This window comes from Promicromonospora sp. NPDC052451 (assembly GCF_044547525.1).
Taxonomy (GTDB): Bacteria; Actinomycetota; Actinomycetes; order Actinomycetales; family Cellulomonadaceae; genus Promicromonospora.
This window is the reverse complement of the sequence record NZ_JBIUAP010000007.1, coordinates 51,862-69,828: the sequence shown is the minus strand read 5'-3', so window position 1 is coordinate 69,828 and position 17,967 is coordinate 51,862. Positions and strand designations below refer to the sequence as shown.

15 protein-coding genes are annotated in these 17,967 nt (G+C 73.7%); 8 read left to right on the top strand and 7 right to left on the bottom strand.

What is annotated here, in order from left to right; genetic code table 11:
- Positions 1-37: 37 nt before the first annotated feature.
- Positions 38-1,009 (top strand): helix-turn-helix domain-containing protein, encoded by a 972-nt coding sequence (locus ACIG47_RS14055; RefSeq protein ID WP_397414193.1) that lies wholly within the window; start codon positions 38-40, stop codon positions 1,007-1,009.
- Here ACIG47_RS14055 and ACIG47_RS14050 read toward each other — a convergent pair.
- From ACIG47_RS14050 to ACIG47_RS14040, 3 genes are all read right to left on the bottom strand, one after another.
- Positions 908-2,125 carry an MFS transporter gene (locus ACIG47_RS14050; protein WP_397431480.1) on the bottom strand — a complete coding sequence of 406 codons (1,218 nt, stop codon included), beginning with the start codon at positions 2,123-2,125 and terminating at the stop codon, positions 908-910. The genes ACIG47_RS14055 and ACIG47_RS14050 overlap by 102 nt on opposite strands.
- Before the next feature lie 69 nt (positions 2,126-2,194).
- Positions 2,195-2,866: a DedA family protein gene (locus ACIG47_RS14045; RefSeq protein WP_397431478.1), complete on the bottom strand. Its 672-nt coding sequence runs from the start codon at positions 2,864-2,866 to the stop codon at positions 2,195-2,197.
- Positions 2,867-2,938: 72 nt separating this feature from the next.
- Complete coding sequence (locus ACIG47_RS14040; RefSeq protein ID WP_119139119.1) at positions 2,939-3,376, bottom strand: Lrp/AsnC family transcriptional regulator; 438 nt, start codon at positions 3,374-3,376, stop codon at positions 2,939-2,941.
- Between the two features lie 102 nt (positions 3,377-3,478).
- On the opposite strand from ACIG47_RS14040, the gene ddaH reads away from it, so the two are divergent.
- Together ddaH and ACIG47_RS14030 are read left to right on the top strand one after the other, a co-directional pair.
- Positions 3,479-4,474, top strand: coding sequence for a dimethylargininase (gene ddaH, locus ACIG47_RS14035; RefSeq protein WP_397431477.1), 996 nt, complete (start codon positions 3,479-3,481; stop codon positions 4,472-4,474).
- Positions 4,471-5,499 carry an ornithine cyclodeaminase gene (locus ACIG47_RS14030; protein WP_397431476.1) on the top strand — a complete coding sequence of 343 codons (1,029 nt, stop codon included), beginning with the start codon at positions 4,471-4,473 and terminating at the stop codon, positions 5,497-5,499. Before ddaH ends, ACIG47_RS14030 begins: the two co-directional genes overlap by 4 nt.
- A gap of 462 nt (positions 5,500-5,961) precedes the next feature.
- On the opposite strand, the gene ACIG47_RS14025 is transcribed toward ACIG47_RS14030, so the two are convergent.
- Positions 5,962-7,464, bottom strand: a complete 1,503-nt coding sequence (locus ACIG47_RS14025) for a M81 family metallopeptidase (protein ID WP_397431474.1) — start codon at positions 7,462-7,464, stop codon at positions 5,962-5,964.
- Entirely contained in the window at positions 7,461-8,699 is a 1,239-nt protein-coding gene (locus ACIG47_RS14020; protein WP_397431472.1) for an ROK family protein, read from the bottom strand. Before ACIG47_RS14020 ends, ACIG47_RS14025 begins: the two co-directional genes overlap by 4 nt.
- Positions 8,700-8,957: 258 nt before the next feature.
- Here ACIG47_RS14020 and ACIG47_RS14015 point away from each other — a divergent pair, with 258 nt between their 5' ends.
- Genes ACIG47_RS14015 through ACIG47_RS13995 form a run of 5 tightly spaced genes read left to right on the top strand, consistent with a single transcriptional unit; the run spans position 8,958 to position 15,561 of the window.
- Positions 8,958-10,769 (top strand): peptide ABC transporter substrate-binding protein, encoded by a 1,812-nt coding sequence (locus ACIG47_RS14015; RefSeq protein WP_397431470.1) that lies wholly within the window; start codon positions 8,958-8,960, stop codon positions 10,767-10,769.
- A 1-nt stretch (position 10,770) separates the two neighbouring features.
- Positions 10,771-11,799 (top strand): ABC transporter permease, encoded by a 1,029-nt coding sequence (locus tag ACIG47_RS14010; protein WP_397431469.1) that lies wholly within the window; start codon positions 10,771-10,773, stop codon positions 11,797-11,799.
- The gene (locus ACIG47_RS14005) at positions 11,796-12,632 is read left to right on the top strand and encodes an ABC transporter permease (RefSeq protein WP_397414175.1); all 837 of its coding nucleotides are present in this window, start codon (positions 11,796-11,798) and stop codon (positions 12,630-12,632) included. Before ACIG47_RS14010 ends, ACIG47_RS14005 begins: the two co-directional genes overlap by 4 nt.
- Positions 12,629-14,443 carry a dipeptide ABC transporter ATP-binding protein gene (locus ACIG47_RS14000; RefSeq protein WP_397431467.1) on the top strand — a complete coding sequence of 605 codons (1,815 nt, stop codon included), beginning with the start codon at positions 12,629-12,631 and terminating at the stop codon, positions 14,441-14,443. The genes ACIG47_RS14005 and ACIG47_RS14000 overlap by 4 nt, the downstream gene beginning before the upstream one ends.
- Positions 14,440-15,561, top strand: a complete 1,122-nt coding sequence (locus tag ACIG47_RS13995) for an ROK family protein (protein ID WP_397431465.1) — start codon at positions 14,440-14,442, stop codon at positions 15,559-15,561. Before ACIG47_RS14000 ends, ACIG47_RS13995 begins: the two co-directional genes overlap by 4 nt.
- Positions 15,562-15,974: 413 nt before the next feature.
- Here ACIG47_RS13995 and ACIG47_RS13990 read toward each other — a convergent pair whose 3' ends face one another.
- Positions 15,975-17,261 (bottom strand): family 16 glycosylhydrolase, encoded by a 1,287-nt coding sequence (locus ACIG47_RS13990; RefSeq protein ID WP_397414168.1) that lies wholly within the window; start codon positions 17,259-17,261, stop codon positions 15,975-15,977.
- 232 nt (positions 17,262-17,493) lie between these two features.
- On the bottom strand, positions 17,494-17,910 hold the full coding sequence (locus ACIG47_RS13985) for an Hsp20/alpha crystallin family protein (protein ID WP_397431464.1): 417 nt from the start codon (positions 17,908-17,910) through the stop codon (positions 17,494-17,496).
- Positions 17,911-17,967: the final 57 nt, after the last annotated feature.

The window sequence follows — 17,967 nt, the reverse complement described above, 5'->3', positions numbered from 1 at the left end:
GCGCGTCCCGATGGCTCCGTTGTACATGGAGTGGGAGATGACGGCGCTGAGGCGCGAGCGGCTGCCCGCCGGTGCGGTGCGATCCCGGCCGGGGGCCCTCTGGGCCGTCGTGCTGGCCGGCGCCGCGACGCTGGAGACCGCAGGAGCCCGCCACCAGGTCCGGGCCGGTGATGCCGTGCTCGTCGGCGCCCGCACCGCGCACCGCCTCACTGCCGACGACGAGACCGACCTGGTGCACGGCGACCTGCGGCAGGCCGTCCCCTCGGTGACGCTGCCCAGCCCGCTGGTCGTGCGCGGTTTCGACGAGCGGCAGCGCGGCGTCGTCGCGCTGGTGACCGCGTGCCCGCTGGACGCGATCTCCAGCCCCGCACCGTTCGCCGCGAGCTATGCCGGCCTGGTCGGCGCGGCGATGACGGCGCTGTGGCAGGCCGACGCGCACGCCGGGCCGGAGTGCGGCGGCGCGGACGGTGCTGCCGACATCCAGGTGGCCGACGTCGTGGCCGCGCTGGCGGCCGACCCCGGCGAGCCGTGGACCCTCGACCGGATGGCGGCGCTGGTGCACCTGTCGCGCTCCGCCCTGACCGAACGCTTCCGGCGAGCCACCGGGCACAGCCCGATGCGGATGCTGCGCGAGGTGCGCATGCACCGGGCCCGTACCCTCCTGGCCGAGGGCAGCCTGCCCGTCACGCGCGTGGCGTTCGAGGTGGGCTACGGCTCGGTGGCGGCGTTCAGCCGTGCGTTCGCGGCCGACCACGGTGTCTCGCCCCAGGCGTGGCGGGCCGGTCCGCAGTCGGCGGGCACCCCGCCGGCCGCGATCGCGATCCCCACGGGTCCCGGGCCCGTCGTGGCCGGTGCGCTGCCGCGGCCGGCGGACCGGGCCGGCCGGCCCTGGGTGCCGTCGGTCCCGTCAGCGGCGCGGCACCCGCAGGACCGCCCAGCCGAGGCCCGCCGCGACCGCCGCTCCCGCACCGACCAGCAGCAGCGACTGGACGCCGTGCCCGTCCAGTAGGGCGCCGCCGAGGGAAGAACCGGCGGTGATCGCCACCTGGAACGCGGTGACCTGCAGGGACATGGCCGACTCGGCACGTTCGGGCTCGACGCGGGTGACCCAGAGCTGCGTGATCACCGGCATCATGCTCATCGAGAGACCCCACAGCACCACCGCGACGGTCAGCACGGGCACCGACGTGGCGGCCGCGGTGAGCAGCAGGGACGCGGACAGCGCCACGGGTGCCAGGGCGGCCAGCGGCCGCAGCCACCGGGCGAGGAATCCCGCCAGCACCGTGCCGGCCACGCCGCCCAGCCCCCAGGCCAGCAGCATCCACGTGGTGGCGCCCGCGTCCACGCGCTCGATCGCGATGCGGATGTACGGGTACGCCGCGAAGTTGCCGAGCGCCACCAGCACCACGCAGGCGATGCCGGCCATCAGCCGCCCGTTGCGCACGGCCTCGCGCAGCATCCGCAGGCCCGCCCCCGGGTGGGGCGGGACGGACGGCAGGGTCAGGCCGAGCGCCACCGCGCCGAGCCCGGTGAGCACGGCCGAGCCGGCGAAGGTGGCCCGCCAGCCGACGGCGTCGCCCACCACCGAGGCGAGCGGGACGCCCACGACCGTCGCGATGCTGGTCCCGAACGCCAGCGCGGAGGACACCACGTGGTCCTTGCCGGGCACGGCGTGCGTGCCGGCACCGAACGCGAACGACCAGTACCCCGCGAGCGCGACGCCGAGCAGCAGCCGGCCCGCCAGCAGCACCGCGAAGCTCGGCGCGAGGGCCACCGCGACGTTCGACAGGGCCGCGGCCACCAGCAGCGACACGAGCACGGTGCGCCGGTCCGTGCGCGGCAGGAGCACCGCGATGCTCGGTGCCGTGAAGGCTCCGGCGATCGCCGTCGCCGCGACGGCCAGCCCCGCACGCCCTTCGCTCACGCCGACGTCGACGGCGAGGGCGGGCAGCACGCTCGCGGGCAGGAACTCGCTGAGGACCACCATCGCGATGCCGAACGACAGGGCGACGACGGGGGTCCAGGTCGGGAGGCCGGGACGGGTGCCCGGCCGGCCGGGGACGGTCGCCGTGCCCGGGGTGCCGGACGGCGACGGGGTGCGCACAGAGGTGCTCGACGTGGGCATGGACCCAGCCTGCGTGCCGCACGCGTCCGGTGGTTGATCGCGCGACGGGGCCGTTTGATCGCCCGGCCGCTACCGGCGAGGAGGCCCGTCGTGCCCGGCAGGGTCCGGCTGCGCCGGGCGCCCCGCACGGTCCTGGCGCCATGCCCGGATGCCCGCCACGACCGACGCCGCGATCACCACCCCCGCCACCACGTACGCGATGGGGCGCACGGACGGGTCGGACGCCGCGAAGTAGCCGAGCACCGTGATGAGCACCCCCCAGCTCAGTGCGCCGAACACGTTCGCCGTGAGGAACCGCAGGTACGGCATCCCCGCGATGCCCGCGATGACCGGCACGAACACCCGCGCCCACGGCATGTAGCGCCCGATCACCACCGACCACCAGCCGAACAGCTCGTAGAACCGCTCCGTGCGCACCACGGTGGCCTGCACCCAGCGGCCCTTGCGCGAGGCGAGGTACGGCCGCCCGTACCGGCGCCCCAGCAGGAACGCGACCTGGTCGCCCGCCACGGCGGCGACGCCCACGCCGACGGCGAGCACCCAGATGTCGATCCGCTCGGTGGACCCCGCGACGATGCCCGCGCCGAACAGCAGGCCGTCGCCGGTGAGGAACGGGATGAACACGCCCACGAAGAACGCGGTCCCGACGAAGACCAGACCCCAGACCACCAGGTAGAACGCGAGCGGCCCGAGCACGTCGAGCCAGCCGGCGACGTCGTCCGACACCGCGGTCCTGATCATCTCGGGTGGCCTCCGGTCGGCTGGGGAGCGGGTTGGTTAGGACAGCCTAATCCGTGCCCGGCCCGGCTCCGGTCACGCGCCCGGCCGGTCCACCACCCGTGACATCACCAGGGCCGTGCGGGTCTTGACCACGTGGGTGACGGTGCGGATGCGTTCCACGGTGCGCTCGATCTCCTCCATGCTGGTGGCCATGACGTGCACCATGGCGTCGGCGTCGCCGGTCACGGTGGAGACGCGCACCACCTCCGGGATGGGGGCGAAGTCGCGCTCCAGCACCTTGGGGGACACGATGCCGGAGCAGAAGATCTCGACGTAGCCCTCCAGGATCCAGCCCATCGCCTGCGGGTCCACGCGCACGGTGAAGCCCGCGATCTCCCCGCGGGCCATCATGAGGTCGACCCGTCGCTTCACCGCGGGGGCCGACAGGCCCACGGCGTTGCCCACCTCCTGGTACGTCGCGCGACCGTCCCTCAGCAGCTCCGAGACGATTGCCCGGTTCACGGCATCCATGAACGAATCGTTCAATGAGCCGTGTGATTTTGCAAGATTCAGCGGCTGAGAACGCAACGAATGCTCGCCTGTTGTGAACCGCTCGGGCCGTAGCCTCGCGCCATGACGCAGACCACCGCGCAGCGGACCGCCACGCCGCGGCACTACCTCATGTGCCCGCCCACGTACTTCGACGTCGTCTACGCCATCAACCCGTGGATGGACCCGTCCTCGCCCGTCGACACGGCCAAGGCCCTCGCCCAGTGGGAGGCCCTGCGCGACGCCTACGTGGCGCGCGGCCACAAGGTCGACGTCATCCAGCCCGAGCCGGGCCTGCCCGACATGGTGTACGCGGCCAACGGCGGCATCGTCGTCGGCGGACGGGCGCTCGCCGCCCGGTTCACCTACCCGGAGCGCGCGGCCGAGGGCCCCGCGTACGACCGCTGGTTCGGCACGCCGGCCGCCGAGGGCTACCGCCGGCTCGGCGAGGCGAACGAGGTCATGGAGGGTGAGGGCGACCTGCTGCTCATCGGCAAGCTGCTGCTCGCCGGCACGGGCTTCCGCACCACGCCCGCCGGCCACGCCGAGGTGGCCGAGCGCCTGGAGCTCGCCGAGCAGGGCATCGAGCTGGTCCCGCTCGAGCTGGTCGACCCGCGCTACTACCACCTCGACACCGCCCTCTCCGTGCTGGACGACGGCGCCGTCTCCGGCGAGGTCGTCGTCGCCTACCACCCGGAGGCGTTCAGCCCCGCCGCGCAGGAGACCCTGCGTGAGCGCTTCCCCGACGCGATCCTGGTCGGCGCCGAGGACGCCGCCGTGCTGGGCCTGAACGTCGTCTCCGACGGGCTGCACGTCTTCCTCAGCGACCGCGCCGGTGCCTACGCCGACGCGCTCAAGGAGCGCGGCTTCGTGCCCGTCGGCATCGACCTGTCCGAGATCTTCAAGGGCGGCGGCTCCGTCAAGTGCTGCACGCTCGAGCTACGCCCCGAGACCACCACGCCGTCCGCCGTGCCCGCGCTGACCGGCACGGCGCTGGCCAGCGCCGTCGTCGCGAGCGCGGTGCTCGCCGACGCAGCCGCCACGACCGCCGCCCCCGCCGCCCCCGAGGAGACCCGATGACCACCGTCCCGTACCTCGACGTCGCCGCCACCGCCCGCTGGGTGGCCCGCCGCGGCCCCGAGGCTGCCATCGCCGCGCTGACCGACGCCCTGGACCGCGACTTCGCGCGCTGGCCCGAGCTCGACAAGCGCCCCCGCATCGCCTCGCACTCGCCGGAGGGCGTCATCGAGCTGATGCCGACGTCGGACGCCGAGACCTACGGCTTCAAGCTGGTCAACGGCCACCCGCTCAACCCGGCCAACGGCTTCCAGACGGTCACCGCGATCGGCATGCTGGCCGACGTCGGCAACGGCTACCCGACGTTCCTCGCCGAGATGACGCTGCTCACGGCCCTGCGCACGGCGGCGACGTCGGCCCTGGCCGCGCGCTACCTGGCCCCGGAGAACTCGCGCACGCTGGCCCTGATCGGCTGCGGCTCGCAGGCCGAGTTCCAGGCCCTCGGCATGCGCGCCGAGCTGGGCATCGAGACGCTGCGGGTCTTCGACGTCGACCGCGACGCGATGGAGAAGCTGGCGAAGCACGCCAAGGCGCTCGGCTTCGACGTCGTCCTGGCTGACGATGCCGCGGACGCGGTGCGCGGCGCCGACGTCATCACCACCTGCACCGCCGACAAGCAGAACGCGACCGTGCTGCACGACGCCGACGTGTCCGGCGGCGTGTTCATCAACGCGATCGGCGGTGACTGCCCCGGCAAGACCGAGCTGGACCCGGCGATCGTGGCCCGCGCCAGCGTGTTCGTGGAGCTGCCGGAGCAGACCCGCATCGAGGGCGAGATCCAGCGCCAGGCCGCCGACTTCCCGGTGACCGAGCTGTGGCAGGTCGTCACGGGGGCCGCGCAGGGCCGCCGGAGCCAGGACGAGCTGATCGTGTGGGACTCCGTCGGGTTCGCCGTGGAGGACTGGACCACGCTGAAGTTCGTGCTGGCGGACGTGACGGCGAACGCGCCGGAGCTTCTCGGCCACCTCGACCTGATCGCCGAGCCGTCGGACCCGAAGGACCTGTTCTCCCTGGTCGCCGAGGCCTGACCGGGGCACGCCACCGGACCGGACACGCCCCGGGACTGGGCACGTGACCCGACGGGGCACGCGACCCCGACCGGGGCACGCCACCGGACAGGGGCGCGCGACCCGACCGGGCACGCGACCCGACCGGGCACGCCACCGGACCGGGCACGCCACCGGACCGAGTGCGCCCAGCCGACGTGGCCGCCGCCCGCGTGCCGCTCCGGCACGGCGGCGCCCGGCGTGTCGCCGTCGGGCGTGTCGCTCCGGGAGAGTGTGGTGCGCGGGGGTGTGTTGCGGTGCGTAGACGTTGTCTACCCACCGCAACACACCCCCGCGCACGTAGGCGCGCCCGGCGCGACACGCCCTGCGACACGCCGAGGGCGGCAGGCCGGCGCCTCGTCGGACGGCGCCTCGTCGGACGGAGCGTCGCCGGGCGGAGCGTCGCCGGGCGGAGCGTCGCTGGACGAGCCTGGCAGGCGCCGTTCAGAGGAGCTCGGCGCGGAGCTTCGGCTCGGTGTCGAACGCGTGGAAGGGGTGGGTCGGTACCGTCAGGCGGTGGTGGCCCAGGCGGAGCAGGTCCTGGTCGACGCCGCCCGGGGTGAGCATGAGCATCCAGTCGGCCGCCATGTCGTACAGCTCGGGCTCCAGGTAGCCGATCTTCACCACGACGACGTCGGTGCTGCGCGGGTCCAGGCCGATCGCCGTGAAGTCGCGCTCCAGGTGGTACGGCTTGCGGCGCTCGGTGAGGATCACGCGCAGCCCGCCCACGCGGACGACGGCGACGATGCCCGCGTCGGGGTCGCCCTCGCTCACGTGTTCCACGACCCCGCGCAGGCGGACGGGGCCGTGCGGCCCGTCGTCGACGCGGGCGCCGGCTTCGACGTCGACCGATGTGCGCGGCCCGTGTGCCGCCCAGGCTGCCGCGACGGCGCGTGCGGCCTCGGCGTCGGGCAGGGAGGCGTAGATCGCGGTGCGGCCGCCCTCCTCGACCGGGCGTGCGAAGGCCGGCTCCGCCAGCAGGCGCGCGAGCGTCCAGGTGACGTCGCCGGCGCCGCCCGCCGTGGGGTTGTCGCCCGAGTCGGACAGGAAGTACGGCCGGGCCTCGCTCGCCAGGGCCGTCGCGACGCACTCCTCGTAGGGGGCGGCCGGCGCGACGAACGCGAAGTCGTCGCGCGCGTCCCAGTACCGCCGGGCGAGCTGCTCGGCCTCGCGCACGATCACCTCCTCGTCGTCGCCGGTCACGACGACGGCGGCCCGGCAGCTCGGCTCGTCCGCCCACGCGTACCCGACCCAGAGCGCCGCGTCGACGACGCCGGGGAGATCGGCCGCGCGGGCGACGTCGGCGTAGATCGATGCCGCCGGCTCGATGCGGGTGCTGGTCTTCTCGCCCGGCAGCAGCACGGGGACCTGCAGCCACGCCTTCTTCGGGGCGCCGCCCGACTCCAGCCGGGCGAGCAGGTTCGCGGCCGCGCGCTCCCGCGTCTCCCAGGCGTCCTCGTGCGGGGCCATCCGGTAGCAGGTGATCAGGTCGCTCACCTGCGCCAGCTCGCGCGGCACGTTGCCGTGCAGGTCCATCGTGGTGCTGATCAGCGTCCCGGGGCCGACGGCGGCGCGCACCGCCGCGGCCAGGTCCGCCTCGGCGTCGTCCCGCCCCACCACGGTCATGGCGCCGTGGATGTCCAGCAGCAGGCCGTCGTACGGGCCGTGCTCGTCCTGCTGCGCGCGCAGGGTCGCCACGATCTCGTCGCGCACCGACTCGTACACGTCGGCCGGCACGGCGCCACCGGGCAACGACCGGGCATGCAGCACGCCGGTCCAGTCCGCGGCGTCGCGCAGCGGGGCGCCGTCGGCGAGGAACGGGTAGTGCGCCACGAGCTCCGCGCCGCGGCGGAGCGTGAAGGCCCCCCACCCGGAGCGGTGCGGGGAGAACGTGCTGGACTCGATCGACATGCCGGCGATCGCGACCCGCGGGCGGGTGGTGGTCATCGTGGTCCTTCCGACGCTGTGGAGGGGGCAGGGGACTGCGGGGCGGCCAGGGCGTGCGGGACGAGGGCGTCCTCCAGCAGGCGGCCCACGCCCACGAGGTTCGCGTCGGCCCCCAGACCGGACGGCGCGATCACGAGGTCGCGGGTCATCAGCGGGTGGGCACCCTCGTAGATCTGGCTCCGGATCGCCGAGACGAACGGCTCCAGCGTCGACAGCGCGCCGCCCAGGTACACGGCGCCGGGGTTGAAGAAGTTGACGACCGTGCACAGCGCCGCGCCCAGGTGGCGGCCGGCGGTCCTGGTCAGGGTGGTCGCCACGGGGTCGGCGTCGCGCACGAGGGCGAGCACGTCGGCGGTCGCCGCGACGTCGTACCCCTGCTCGCGCAGCAGCCGCACCAGGGCCGCGCCCGAGGCCACGGTCTCCAGGCAGCCCCGGTTGCCGCAGGTGCACGGGGTGTCGCCGCCGGCGGGGATCCGCGTGTGCGTGATGTCGCCCGCCGCACCGCCCGCGCCGCGGTACAGCCGGTCGTCGACGAGGATGCCGGCGCCGATCGCCGTGCCCGCCTTGACCGACACCGAGTGCCGGGTGCGCCGGGCGTGCCCGAAGTGCTCGCCCACGGCCATCGCGTTCGCGTCGTTCTCGACCACGGCGGTCACGCCCAGGGCGTCCTCCAGCCAGGAGCCGACGTCGAACCCTGACCACCCGGGCATGCGCGACGGGCTGTCGAGAGCCCGCCGCGTGACGTCGACGGGGCCGGGCAGGGAGATGCCGACGCCGAGCAGGTGGCCGGGGTCGGTGCGGTCGACGGACGAGTCGCCGGGTGCGGCGACCGTGCCGGCCAGCCCCCGCAGGGCGGCCGTGACCTGCGTGAGGACCTGCTCGGGTCCGTCCGCGATCGCCAGGGCGACCTCCGTCGTCGTGACCAGCTCGCCGCCGTGCCGGAGGATGCCGAGCCGGGCGTGCGCGCCGCCGACGTCGACCACGCCGAGGTGGCCCGTGCTGCCCGGGACCCGGAGGGAACGGGGACGCCGTCCGCCGCTGGACGCGCCCTCGCCCGTCTCCTCCAGCGTGCCCGCGGCGAGCATCGCCTGGACGCGCTGGGACACCGTGGAGGCAGCGATGCCGAGCGACTCGGCGATCTCCTTGCGCGACCGGGCACGGCCGCTCGACACGAGCACGACGATCTCCCGTTCGAGCCGCGGGGCGGCGACTCGGGGACGCGTGGGCTGGGGCACGGGCCTCCTCCAGGACTTCTTGCACGGACGGGACTTCTCGCGCGGAGTTGCTTCACATGTGGAGCAAGTGACGGAGAGAGTCTGCACCACGCCCCAGGCCGGATTCCGCACCGCGGGCTTTGTGCGGTCCCGAATTAACAGACTTGTTACGGATATCGGATAGATCCAGGAAACTTCATCCGTCTACGGTGCTCGATTATTCGGCTGCCGAAGAAAGTCCCTCCGGGATCGGCGGCCCCGCAGACCAAGGAGACCCAGATGCGCACCACGCAGGCCGGACGGGCCGCACGGCTGGCCGTCGGCGCGGCCGCCGCCGTCGCCCTCCTCGCCGGATGCTCGACGTCCTCCGGTGCGGACGAATCAGCCGCCCGCACCGACGTGAACTACGCCCTGCCCGCCAACGCGACCCCCAACTGGATCGTCCCGCTGGGGATCGCGGGCAAGCTCGCGACCCACAACTCCGCCATCACGCGCACCCTCTGGGAGCCGCTCGTCGCCTACGACGGCTCAGAGGGCGAGGTGGGGCGCGTGGCGCAGGCCGATCTCGCCGACGAGATCACCTTCTCCGACGACGGCCGCACCGCGACCATCACCCTCGACGAGGGCCGCACCTGGAGCGACGGCGAACCCGTCACCTCCGCCGACGTGAAGTTCTGGTTCGACCTGGTCAAGGCCAACACGGACGTCTGGGCCAGCTACTCCGAGGGCCGCATGCCCGACAACGTGACCGAGGTGGCCACCCCCGACGAGACGACCGTCGTGCTGACCTTCGACAAGGTCTACAACCCGGAGTGGCTGCAGGCCTCGCAGCTCACGCTCGTCGTGCCGCTGCCCGCCCACGCCTGGGCCAAGGCCGCCGACGACGAGGAGCCGGACCCGGCGCTCGCCGAGACGAAGGAGGGTGCCAAGGCGATCTTCGACTACCTCGTCACGCAGGGCGAGGACCTGGGCACCTACGAGACGAACCCGCTGTGGCAGACCATCAACGGGCCCTACTCGCTGACCGGGTTCACCGACGCGGGCCAGGTCGAGCTCACGAGGAACGAGAAGTACGACGGCGACGACGCCGCCTCGATCGACACCGTCAACCTGCTGCCGTACACCTCCACCGACGCCGAGGTGAACGCCGTCCGCTCCGGCGCCGTCGACTACGGGTACATCCCGACCACGGGCCTGGACGCGCCGGAGCAGTACGAGTCGCTCGGGTACGCCGTCGAGCCGTGGGCCGGCTGGTCCATCACCTACCTGCCGTACAACTTCAACCACCCCGAGCTGGGCCCGGTCTACCGCCAGCTCTACGTGCGCCAGGCGCTCCAGCACCTCGTGGACCAGGAGCAGATCTCCGACGTCATCTGGAAGGGTGCCGCGCTGCCCGGCTACGGTCCGGTGCCGCAGAACCCCGAGAGCGACTTCCTGTCCGACGAGCAGAAGGCCAACCCGTACCCGTTCGACCCCGAGGCCGCGGCCGCTCTGCTGGCCGACCACGGCTGGACCGCCGGGTCCGACGGCGTGCTGGAGTGCACCCGTCCGGGCGACGGCGACGACGAGTGTGGCACGGACGTCGAGGAGGGCCAGAAGCTGGCCATCACGATCCTGACGCAGAGCGGCTCGGCCGAGACCGACAACATGTTCGCCGAGATCAAGTCGACCTTCGAGCAGGCCGGCGTCGGCGTGACCATCGAGAGCGCGCCGCTGAACACGGTGCTCTCCTCGATCGCCCCCTGCACCGCCGACCAGCCCGACTGCGACTGGGAGCTGCCGTTCTTCGGCACCGCCGGGAGCTGGTACTTCGGTGGCTACCCGAGCGGCGAGCGCGTGTTCGGCACGGGTGCGGCGTCGAACTTCGGCTCGTACTCCGACGAGGAGCTCGACACCCTCATGCACGACTCCACCGAGAGCACCGACCCCTCGGTCATGCAGGAGTACTCGAAGTTCGGCGCCGAGAACCTTCCGGTCATGTGGCTGCCCAACCCCGTCTACCAGGTCTCGGTGATCAAGGAGGGGCTGGAGGGCACCACGCAGGACCCGCTCGCCAGCTTCCACCCGCAGCGCTGGAGCTGGGCCGGCTGACATGACGACAGCCATCCCCGCCCAGAGCGGGGCCGAGGTCGCCGTCGTGCCGCCCACCCGGGCGGCGCGCGGCGGCTTCGGCCGCTTCCTGATCCGGCGCGTGCTCCAGGCCCTCGTCGTGATCCTCGTGGTCAGCGTCATCGTGTTCGCACTGCTGCACGCGCTGCCGGGCGGACCCGCCCGCGGCGTGCTCGGGCAGCAGGCCACGCCCGAGCAGATTGCCGCCTTCGAGGCCGCCAACGGCCTGGACCAGCCCGTGGTGCTCCAGTACCTGTCGTTCCTCGGGCGCTCGCTGACGGGCGACCTCGGGGAGTCCTACCTGCTCAACCAGTCGGTGGCCGACGCGATCGCGCTGCGGCTGCCCAAGACGCTGCTGCTCACCGGGCTCTCGCTCGTGGTCGCGGTGCTGATCGCCGTGCCGGCCGGCGTCTACCAGGCCGTGCGCCGCAACCGCGCCGTCGACTACTGGCTCTCGACGCTCGCGATCGTCGCCTACTCGACACCCACCTTCTTCCTGGGCATGCTCCTGATCCTGCTGCTCAGCCAGACCACCGGGCTGTTCCCGGCGGCGGCGCCGCAGGGCACAGGGGTCGCCGAGGTGCTGGCACAGCCGGCCGCGCTGGTGCTGCCGGTGCTCACGGGCGCCGTGCCGATCGTGGCCACGTTCAGCCGGTACATGCGCTCCGCGACGCTAGACAACCTGGGCGAGGACTACGTGCGCACCGCCCGCGCCAAGGGCACCGTCTACCGCCGCGTGGTGCTGCGGCACGTGCTGCGCAACTCGCTCACCCCGGTGGTCGCGATGCTGGGCTACTACCTGCCCGTCATGTTCGGCGGGGCGCTCGTGGTCGAGCAGCTCTTCAACTACCCGGGCATGGGCCTGCTGTTCTGGAGCGCCGCGCAGAGCAGCGACTTCCCGGTGCTGCTGGGCTGCGTGCTGGTCATCTCGGTGGCCACCGTCGTGGGCTCCCTGCTGGCCGACCTGGTCCAGGCCCTCCTGGACCCGCGCACCCGGGGAGGACTGCGATGACCGCGCTGCGCAGGTTCGCCCGCAACCGGCTGGCCGTGGTGGGCGCCGTCGCGCTCGCCGTGCTGGTGCTGTTCGTGCTGGTCGGCCCGCTCGTGTACCCCACCGAGCAGGTCGCGACCGACCTCGGCGCCGCCAACCTGCCGCCCGGCGCCGACGGGCACCCGCTGGGCACCGACGCGCTCGGCTACGACAACCTGGGCCGGCTCATGGTCGCCGGGCGGGTGTCGCTGCTGGTCGGCGTGCTGGCCGGGGCGCTCGCGACGGTGGTGGGCACCCTGTGGGGGGCCGTGGCCGGCTACGTGGGCGGCGTCGTGGACGCCGTCATGATGCGGGTGGTCGACGCCGGCATCGCGATCCCGGCGATCTTCCTGCTGCTGGTGCTCTCCACCATCGTGCGGCCGACGGTCGGCATGATGATCGTCGTCCTCGGCCTGGTCTCCTGGCTGGTCCCGGCACGGCTGATCCGCGCAGAGGCCCTGTCGGTCCGCACCCGCGACTACGTGGTGGCGGCCCGCGCGATGGGCGCCTCGCACGGTCGCACCGTGCTGACGCACGTCATCCCCAACACCGTGGGCACCGTGGTGGTGAACGCGACCTTCCAGGTGGCCGACGCCATCCTGCTCGTGGCCTACATCAGCTTCCTGGGCATGGGCGTGCAGCCGCCCACCACGGACTGGGGCGCGATGCTCAACGACGGCATCAACTACATCTACCAGGGCGCCTGGTGGCTCATCCTGCCGCCCGGCCTCGCGATCGTGGTCGTGGTGTGCGCCCTGAACTTCGTGGGCGACGGGCTGCGCGACGTCGTGGACGTGAAGGGGAGGGCGGCATGAGCGAGGTCGTACTGCGCATCCGGGACCTGGACGTCACGTTCACCACCGACTCCGGGGAGGTGCCCGCCGTGCGGGGCATCGACCTGGAGGTGGGGCGCGGCCGGGTGGTCGCGCTGGTGGGCGAGTCCGGCTCGGGCAAGAGCGTCACGTCGCTGTCCGTCCTGGGCCTGCTGCCCGGCACGGCCCGCGTCGCGGGCTCGGTCGAGCTGGCCGACGACGACGGTCTCCGTGACGTGGTGACCACGCCCGAGGAGCAGCTCGTGGACCTGCGCGGTCGCGTGGCGTCCATGGTGTTCCAGGAGCCGATGACGGCGCTCAACCCGACCATGACCCTCGGCGACCAGATCGCGGAGGCTGTGCTGAACCACGAGCCGGTGCCCCCGGCCGCCGCCCGCGAGCGCGCCGTCGAGCTGCTGCGTTCCGTGGGCATCCCCGAGGCGGAGCGGCGGGCGCGGCAGTACCCGCACGAGCTCTCGGGCGGGCAGCGGCAGCGGGTGGTCATCGCGATCGCGCTGGCCTGCGAGCCGCGCCTCATCGTCGCGGACGAGCCGACGACGGCGCTCGACGTCACTGTGCAGGCGGGGATCCTCGACCTGCTGCGCTCGCTCGTGGCGGAGCGGGGGACCGCGTTGCTGCTGGTCACGCACAACATGGGCGTGGTCGCCGACCTCGCGGACGAGGTGGCCGTGATGCGCGCCGGGCGGATCGTGGAGCACGGGCCGGTGGAGCAGGTGCTCCTCGCACCGGAGCACGAGTACACGCGCACGCTGCTCGACGCGGTGCCGGCGGTGCCGCCGGCCGGGCGGGTCGTGGAGCGGGGTACGGAGCGCGCCGAGGGGCGGGCGGCCGGTGCCGGCTCTGGTCCGGGTGGCGGTCCTGGCACGACGGACGATGCACGTCCCGGGGTCGGTGCCGCGGCATCTGCCGGCTCGGGATCTGCCGGCTCGGCATCTGGCGGCGAGGCGGGCTCCGTCGACGAGCGGGAGGTCGTGCTGGACCTGCGCGGCGTCAGCCTCGACTACCGGGTGGCGGGCCGGCACGTGCGCGCCGTCGAGCGGCTGGACCTGACGGTGCATGCGGGCGAGATGCTGGGTCTGGTCGGCGAGTCCGGCTCGGGCAAGTCGACGGCGGGGCGCGCGTGCCTCGGCCTGCTGTCGCCGTCCGAGGGCGAGGTGCTGCTGCTCGGCACGTCCGTGGGCCGTGCCCGGGGCCGCGCGCGGCGGCGTCTGCTGGCCGACGTCGGCGTCGTGTTCCAGGACCCGGGCGCCTCGCTGGACCCGCGCCGGCTCGTGGGTGAGTCGATCGCGGAACCGCTGGTCATCCACGGCCGCGACGGGCGGCGACCGTCCGCCGCCGAACGCCGCGCGCGGGTCCGCGAGCTGCTCGACGCCGTGCGCCTCCCCGCCGGGGCCGAGCGCCGCTACCCGCACGAGTTCTCCGGCGGGCAGCGGCAGCGCATCGGCCTGGCCCGGGCGCTGGCGTTGCGGCCCCGCCTCCTGGTGGCCGACGAGCCCACGAGCGCCCTCGACGTGTCCGTGCAGGCCGAGGTGCTGGGCCTGCTGCGCGACCTGCACGCGGAGCTGGGCTTCGGCTGCCTGTTCATCAGCCACGACCTCGGCGTCGTGCACGAGCTGACCGACCGCGTGGCCGTGCTGCGCGGCGGACGCCTGGTGGAGAGCGGCCCCACGGCGCAGGTGTTCGCCGCACCGCGCGACGTGTACACGGCCGAGCTGCTGGCCTCGGTGCCGACCCCGGACCCGACGGCACAGCGCGAGCGGCGCGAGGCCCGGCTGCGGCTCGGTGTCGGGTGACGGGCGCACCGACCGCCGGCGTCGACATCGGCGGCACCAAGATCCGCGCCGCCGTGGTCACACCGGGCGGCGAGGTGCTCGCCTCGGCGACCGCGCCGACGCCGTCGGGCGGTGCGGCGATGCTCGACGTCTCGGCAGACCTGGTGGCGCGTGCCGCGGCGTCGGCCGGGGTGCCGGTGGCGGCGGTCGGCGTCGGCGCGGCGGGCGTCGTGGACCCCGGCACGGGCGAGGTGCTGGCGGCGAGCGACTCGTTCGTCGGCTGGGTGGGCACGGACCTGCGTTCCGGGCTCGCGTCCCGGACCGGTCTGCCGGTCACGGTCGCGAACGACGTGGACGCGTTCCTCGTCGGGGAGGCGACCTGGGGTGCGGTCCGCGGCGTCCGGTCGGCGGCGGGCATCGCGCTCGGCACCGGCGTCGGGGGCGCGTTGTGGCTGGACGGCGGGCTGTACCGGGGCGCCGGTGCGGCCGGGGAGATCGGGCACATGCCCGGGTTCGGCGACGCGCCGTGCACCTGCGGGCAGCGGGGGCACCTGGAGACGCTGGCGTCGGGGCGGTCGGTGGAGCGGCGGTATGCCGAGCTGGTGTCGGAGGGGGTGGGGTCTTGGGGTGTTGGGGCCGGGGGTGTGGGGCCTGCGGAGGTGCGGCCTGCGGAGGTGGGGTCTGCGGAGGTGGGGTCTGCGGAGGTGGGGTCTGCGGAGGTGCGGCCTGCGGGGGTCGCGGCCGAGGGGGTAGGGGCCGAGGGGGTGGCGCCTGCCGGGCGGGGTTTGGACGCGCGAGGCCGAGGCTTGGACGAACGGGGCGGGTCCGGGCCCGTCGGTGCGGCCGAGATCGAGGTCCGGGCTCGGGCCGGGGACCCGGTGGCGCTCCGGGTGCACGCGGACGCGGGGCACGCCGTCGGGTCGGCGGTGCTCGTCGTGGCCGCACTGCTCGACGTCGGCCACGTGGTGGTGGGCGGCGGCCTGGCGCGCGCGTGGGACCTGCTGGAACCCGCCCTTCTGGCGCGGCTCCGCGAGGCGCCGCCCGTGTCGGGGCACCCGGTCGAGGTGCGTCGTGCTGCCCTCGGCGGCGATGCGACGGTCGTGGGTGCGGCAGCCCTGGCGCGGCGGCCCGCGAGCTGACGCGACGCGCTGCTGCGGTGCGCTCCTGCTTGATGCGCTCCTGCTTGGTGCGCTCCTGATCCTGGCGGTCCGACCGCCCGGGTCGGTCGAGTGTTGGGCATACCGGTCTGACCGCCAGGGTCGGTCGAATGCCGGGCATACCGGCTCCGACCGCCTGGATCGGTCGAATGCTCGGCATGCCGGCGTCGCCACAGAAAGGTGCGCTTCTACCCCGTCATCAGGCCCAAGATCGTGTCGGTTTCTGGGCCTGATGACTGGGTAGAAGCGCACTATCGGAGGGGTGTCACGCGTGCCACCCCGCTCAGGCTGGCGCGCCCGCCAAACCACGGGTCGGCGCGCCCACCCCGCGGGTCGGCGTGCCCGCTACCCCACGCCGGTCGGCAAGCCCCTCATCGCGCGGGCCCGGAAACCCGCTAAGGCAGCGTCCAGCGCTGAACAGTGCTCCCGTCGCAGTTGGCGATCTCCGTGCGGGTGCCGTCGTTCTGCACCCGGCCCACGGGCTGGAGGCAGCGCCCGGACTGCGGGTTGCGCAGCGCCTGGGTGCCACTCACGGCGGTCCACTGCTGCGCCCCCGTGCCGTTGCAGTCCCAGAGCTGGACCGGGGTGCCGGCCGCGGTGCCGCCGCCCGAGACGTCCAGGCACTTGCCCAGCGCCCGGACGGTGCCGTCGGTGCCGACCGTCCACTGCTGGGCGGCGTTGCCGTTGCACCAGGCGAGCTGGATCGGCGTGCCGTTGGCGGTGTTGGCGCCGGCCACGTCGAGGCAGATGCCGTTGGACGCCGTGACGGTGCCGGTGCGGCTGCCCCCGCCGCCGGTGGAGTCGTAGACGCGCACGTAGTCGACCACCATCTGCTGCGGGAACTGGGTGGTCCCGTCCGGGTATCCGGGCCAGTTGCCGCCGACGGCGACGTTCAGGATGAAGAAGAACGGCTGGTTGAAGACCCAGGGGTTGCTCCCGGTGTTGGCCGGGGTGAACGTCTGGTAGGCGACGCCGTCCACGAGCCACGTGATGGAGTTGGGGCTCCAGTCGACGGCGAAGGTGTGGAAGTCGTCGGCGAACGACCAGCCCTGCGGGTGCATGTACTGCCCGGTGATGGGGTTGCCGCCCGAGTACCCGGGGCCGTGCAGCGTGCCGTGCACCAGGTGCGGCTCGCGGCCGATGTTCTCCATGATGTCGATCTCGCCCGAGTTCGGCCACGGCGTGCTCGGGAACTGCGCCCCCAGCATCCAGAACGCCGGCCAGATGCCCTGCCCGCGCGGGATCTTGATGCGCGCCTCCAGGCGGCCGTACTGCGGCTGGACCTTGCCCTTGGTGGTCAGGCGGGCGGAGGTGTACCCGCCGTTGCCGTCCTGCCGGGCCGTGATGACGAGGTTGCCGTTGCCGTCCAGCGCGGAGTTCTGACGCGAGTTCACGTAGTTCTGCAGCTCGTTGTTGCCCCAGCCGCCCGCGCCGGTCTCGTGGTTCCAGTTGGCGGCGTTGGGCGCGCTGCCGGCAGCGCCGTCGAACTCGTCCGACCAGGTCAGGGCCGCTGCCAGGTCCTGGGCGGATGCGGCCGGTGCGGCGGCGTCGTCTGCGGTGGGCCCGGCGTCGCCGGCGCGCGGTGCGGCCGCCGAGGCCGCGAGCGAGGCCGACAGGACGAGCGACAGGGCGGCCGTGGCCACCAGTGCGGTGCGGGTGGTGCGGTGTCTGGTGCGACGCATCGAACGCTCCTTCGCGGACGTGTCCTCCCGCTGCGCTGGGGCGCGACGGGTGCGGTGCTCAGGAGAAGTATTTGGCGCCGTTTCGCGGCAGACAACGATCTGACCGGCACATACGGGTTTTCCCCGACGGCGTCCACGGCGTGCCGCGCCGGAAGGGGTGAAAAGGCCCCGTACACGACGACGGCGCCCGGCCGCGTGGAGCGGTCGGGCGCCGTCGGTGGAGCGCCTGGGATCAGGCGGCGGTGGTGACCTCGATGCGCTGCGGCGTCGTGCCGGCGAAGACGCCCGGCACGGTGACCGTCAGCACGCCCGCGTCGTAGGACGCGCGGACGGCGTCGCCGTCCACGGCCTTCGGCAGCGTGACGGTGCGGCGGAAGGAGCCGAAGCGGACCTCCGAGATGCGGCGGCCCTCGGACTCCTCCGAGCGCTGGTCCTTGCGCTCGCCGCGGACGACGAGCTTGCGGCCCTCGACCTCGACGGTGATGTCGTCGGCCGGGTTCACACCCGGCAGGTCGAGGCGGGCGACGAGGTCCTCGCCCTCACGGTAGACGTCGGCCGCGGGCACGGGGCCCTCGGCGGCCAGCGTCTGGCTCCACGGGTCGCGGAGCCAGGTGTGGGCGAACGGGGAACGGGTCAGAACGGTGGTCATGATGTCCTCCTCGGGCGGGGTCTGATGACCGGTACAACCTGAGTCGACCCGACTCAA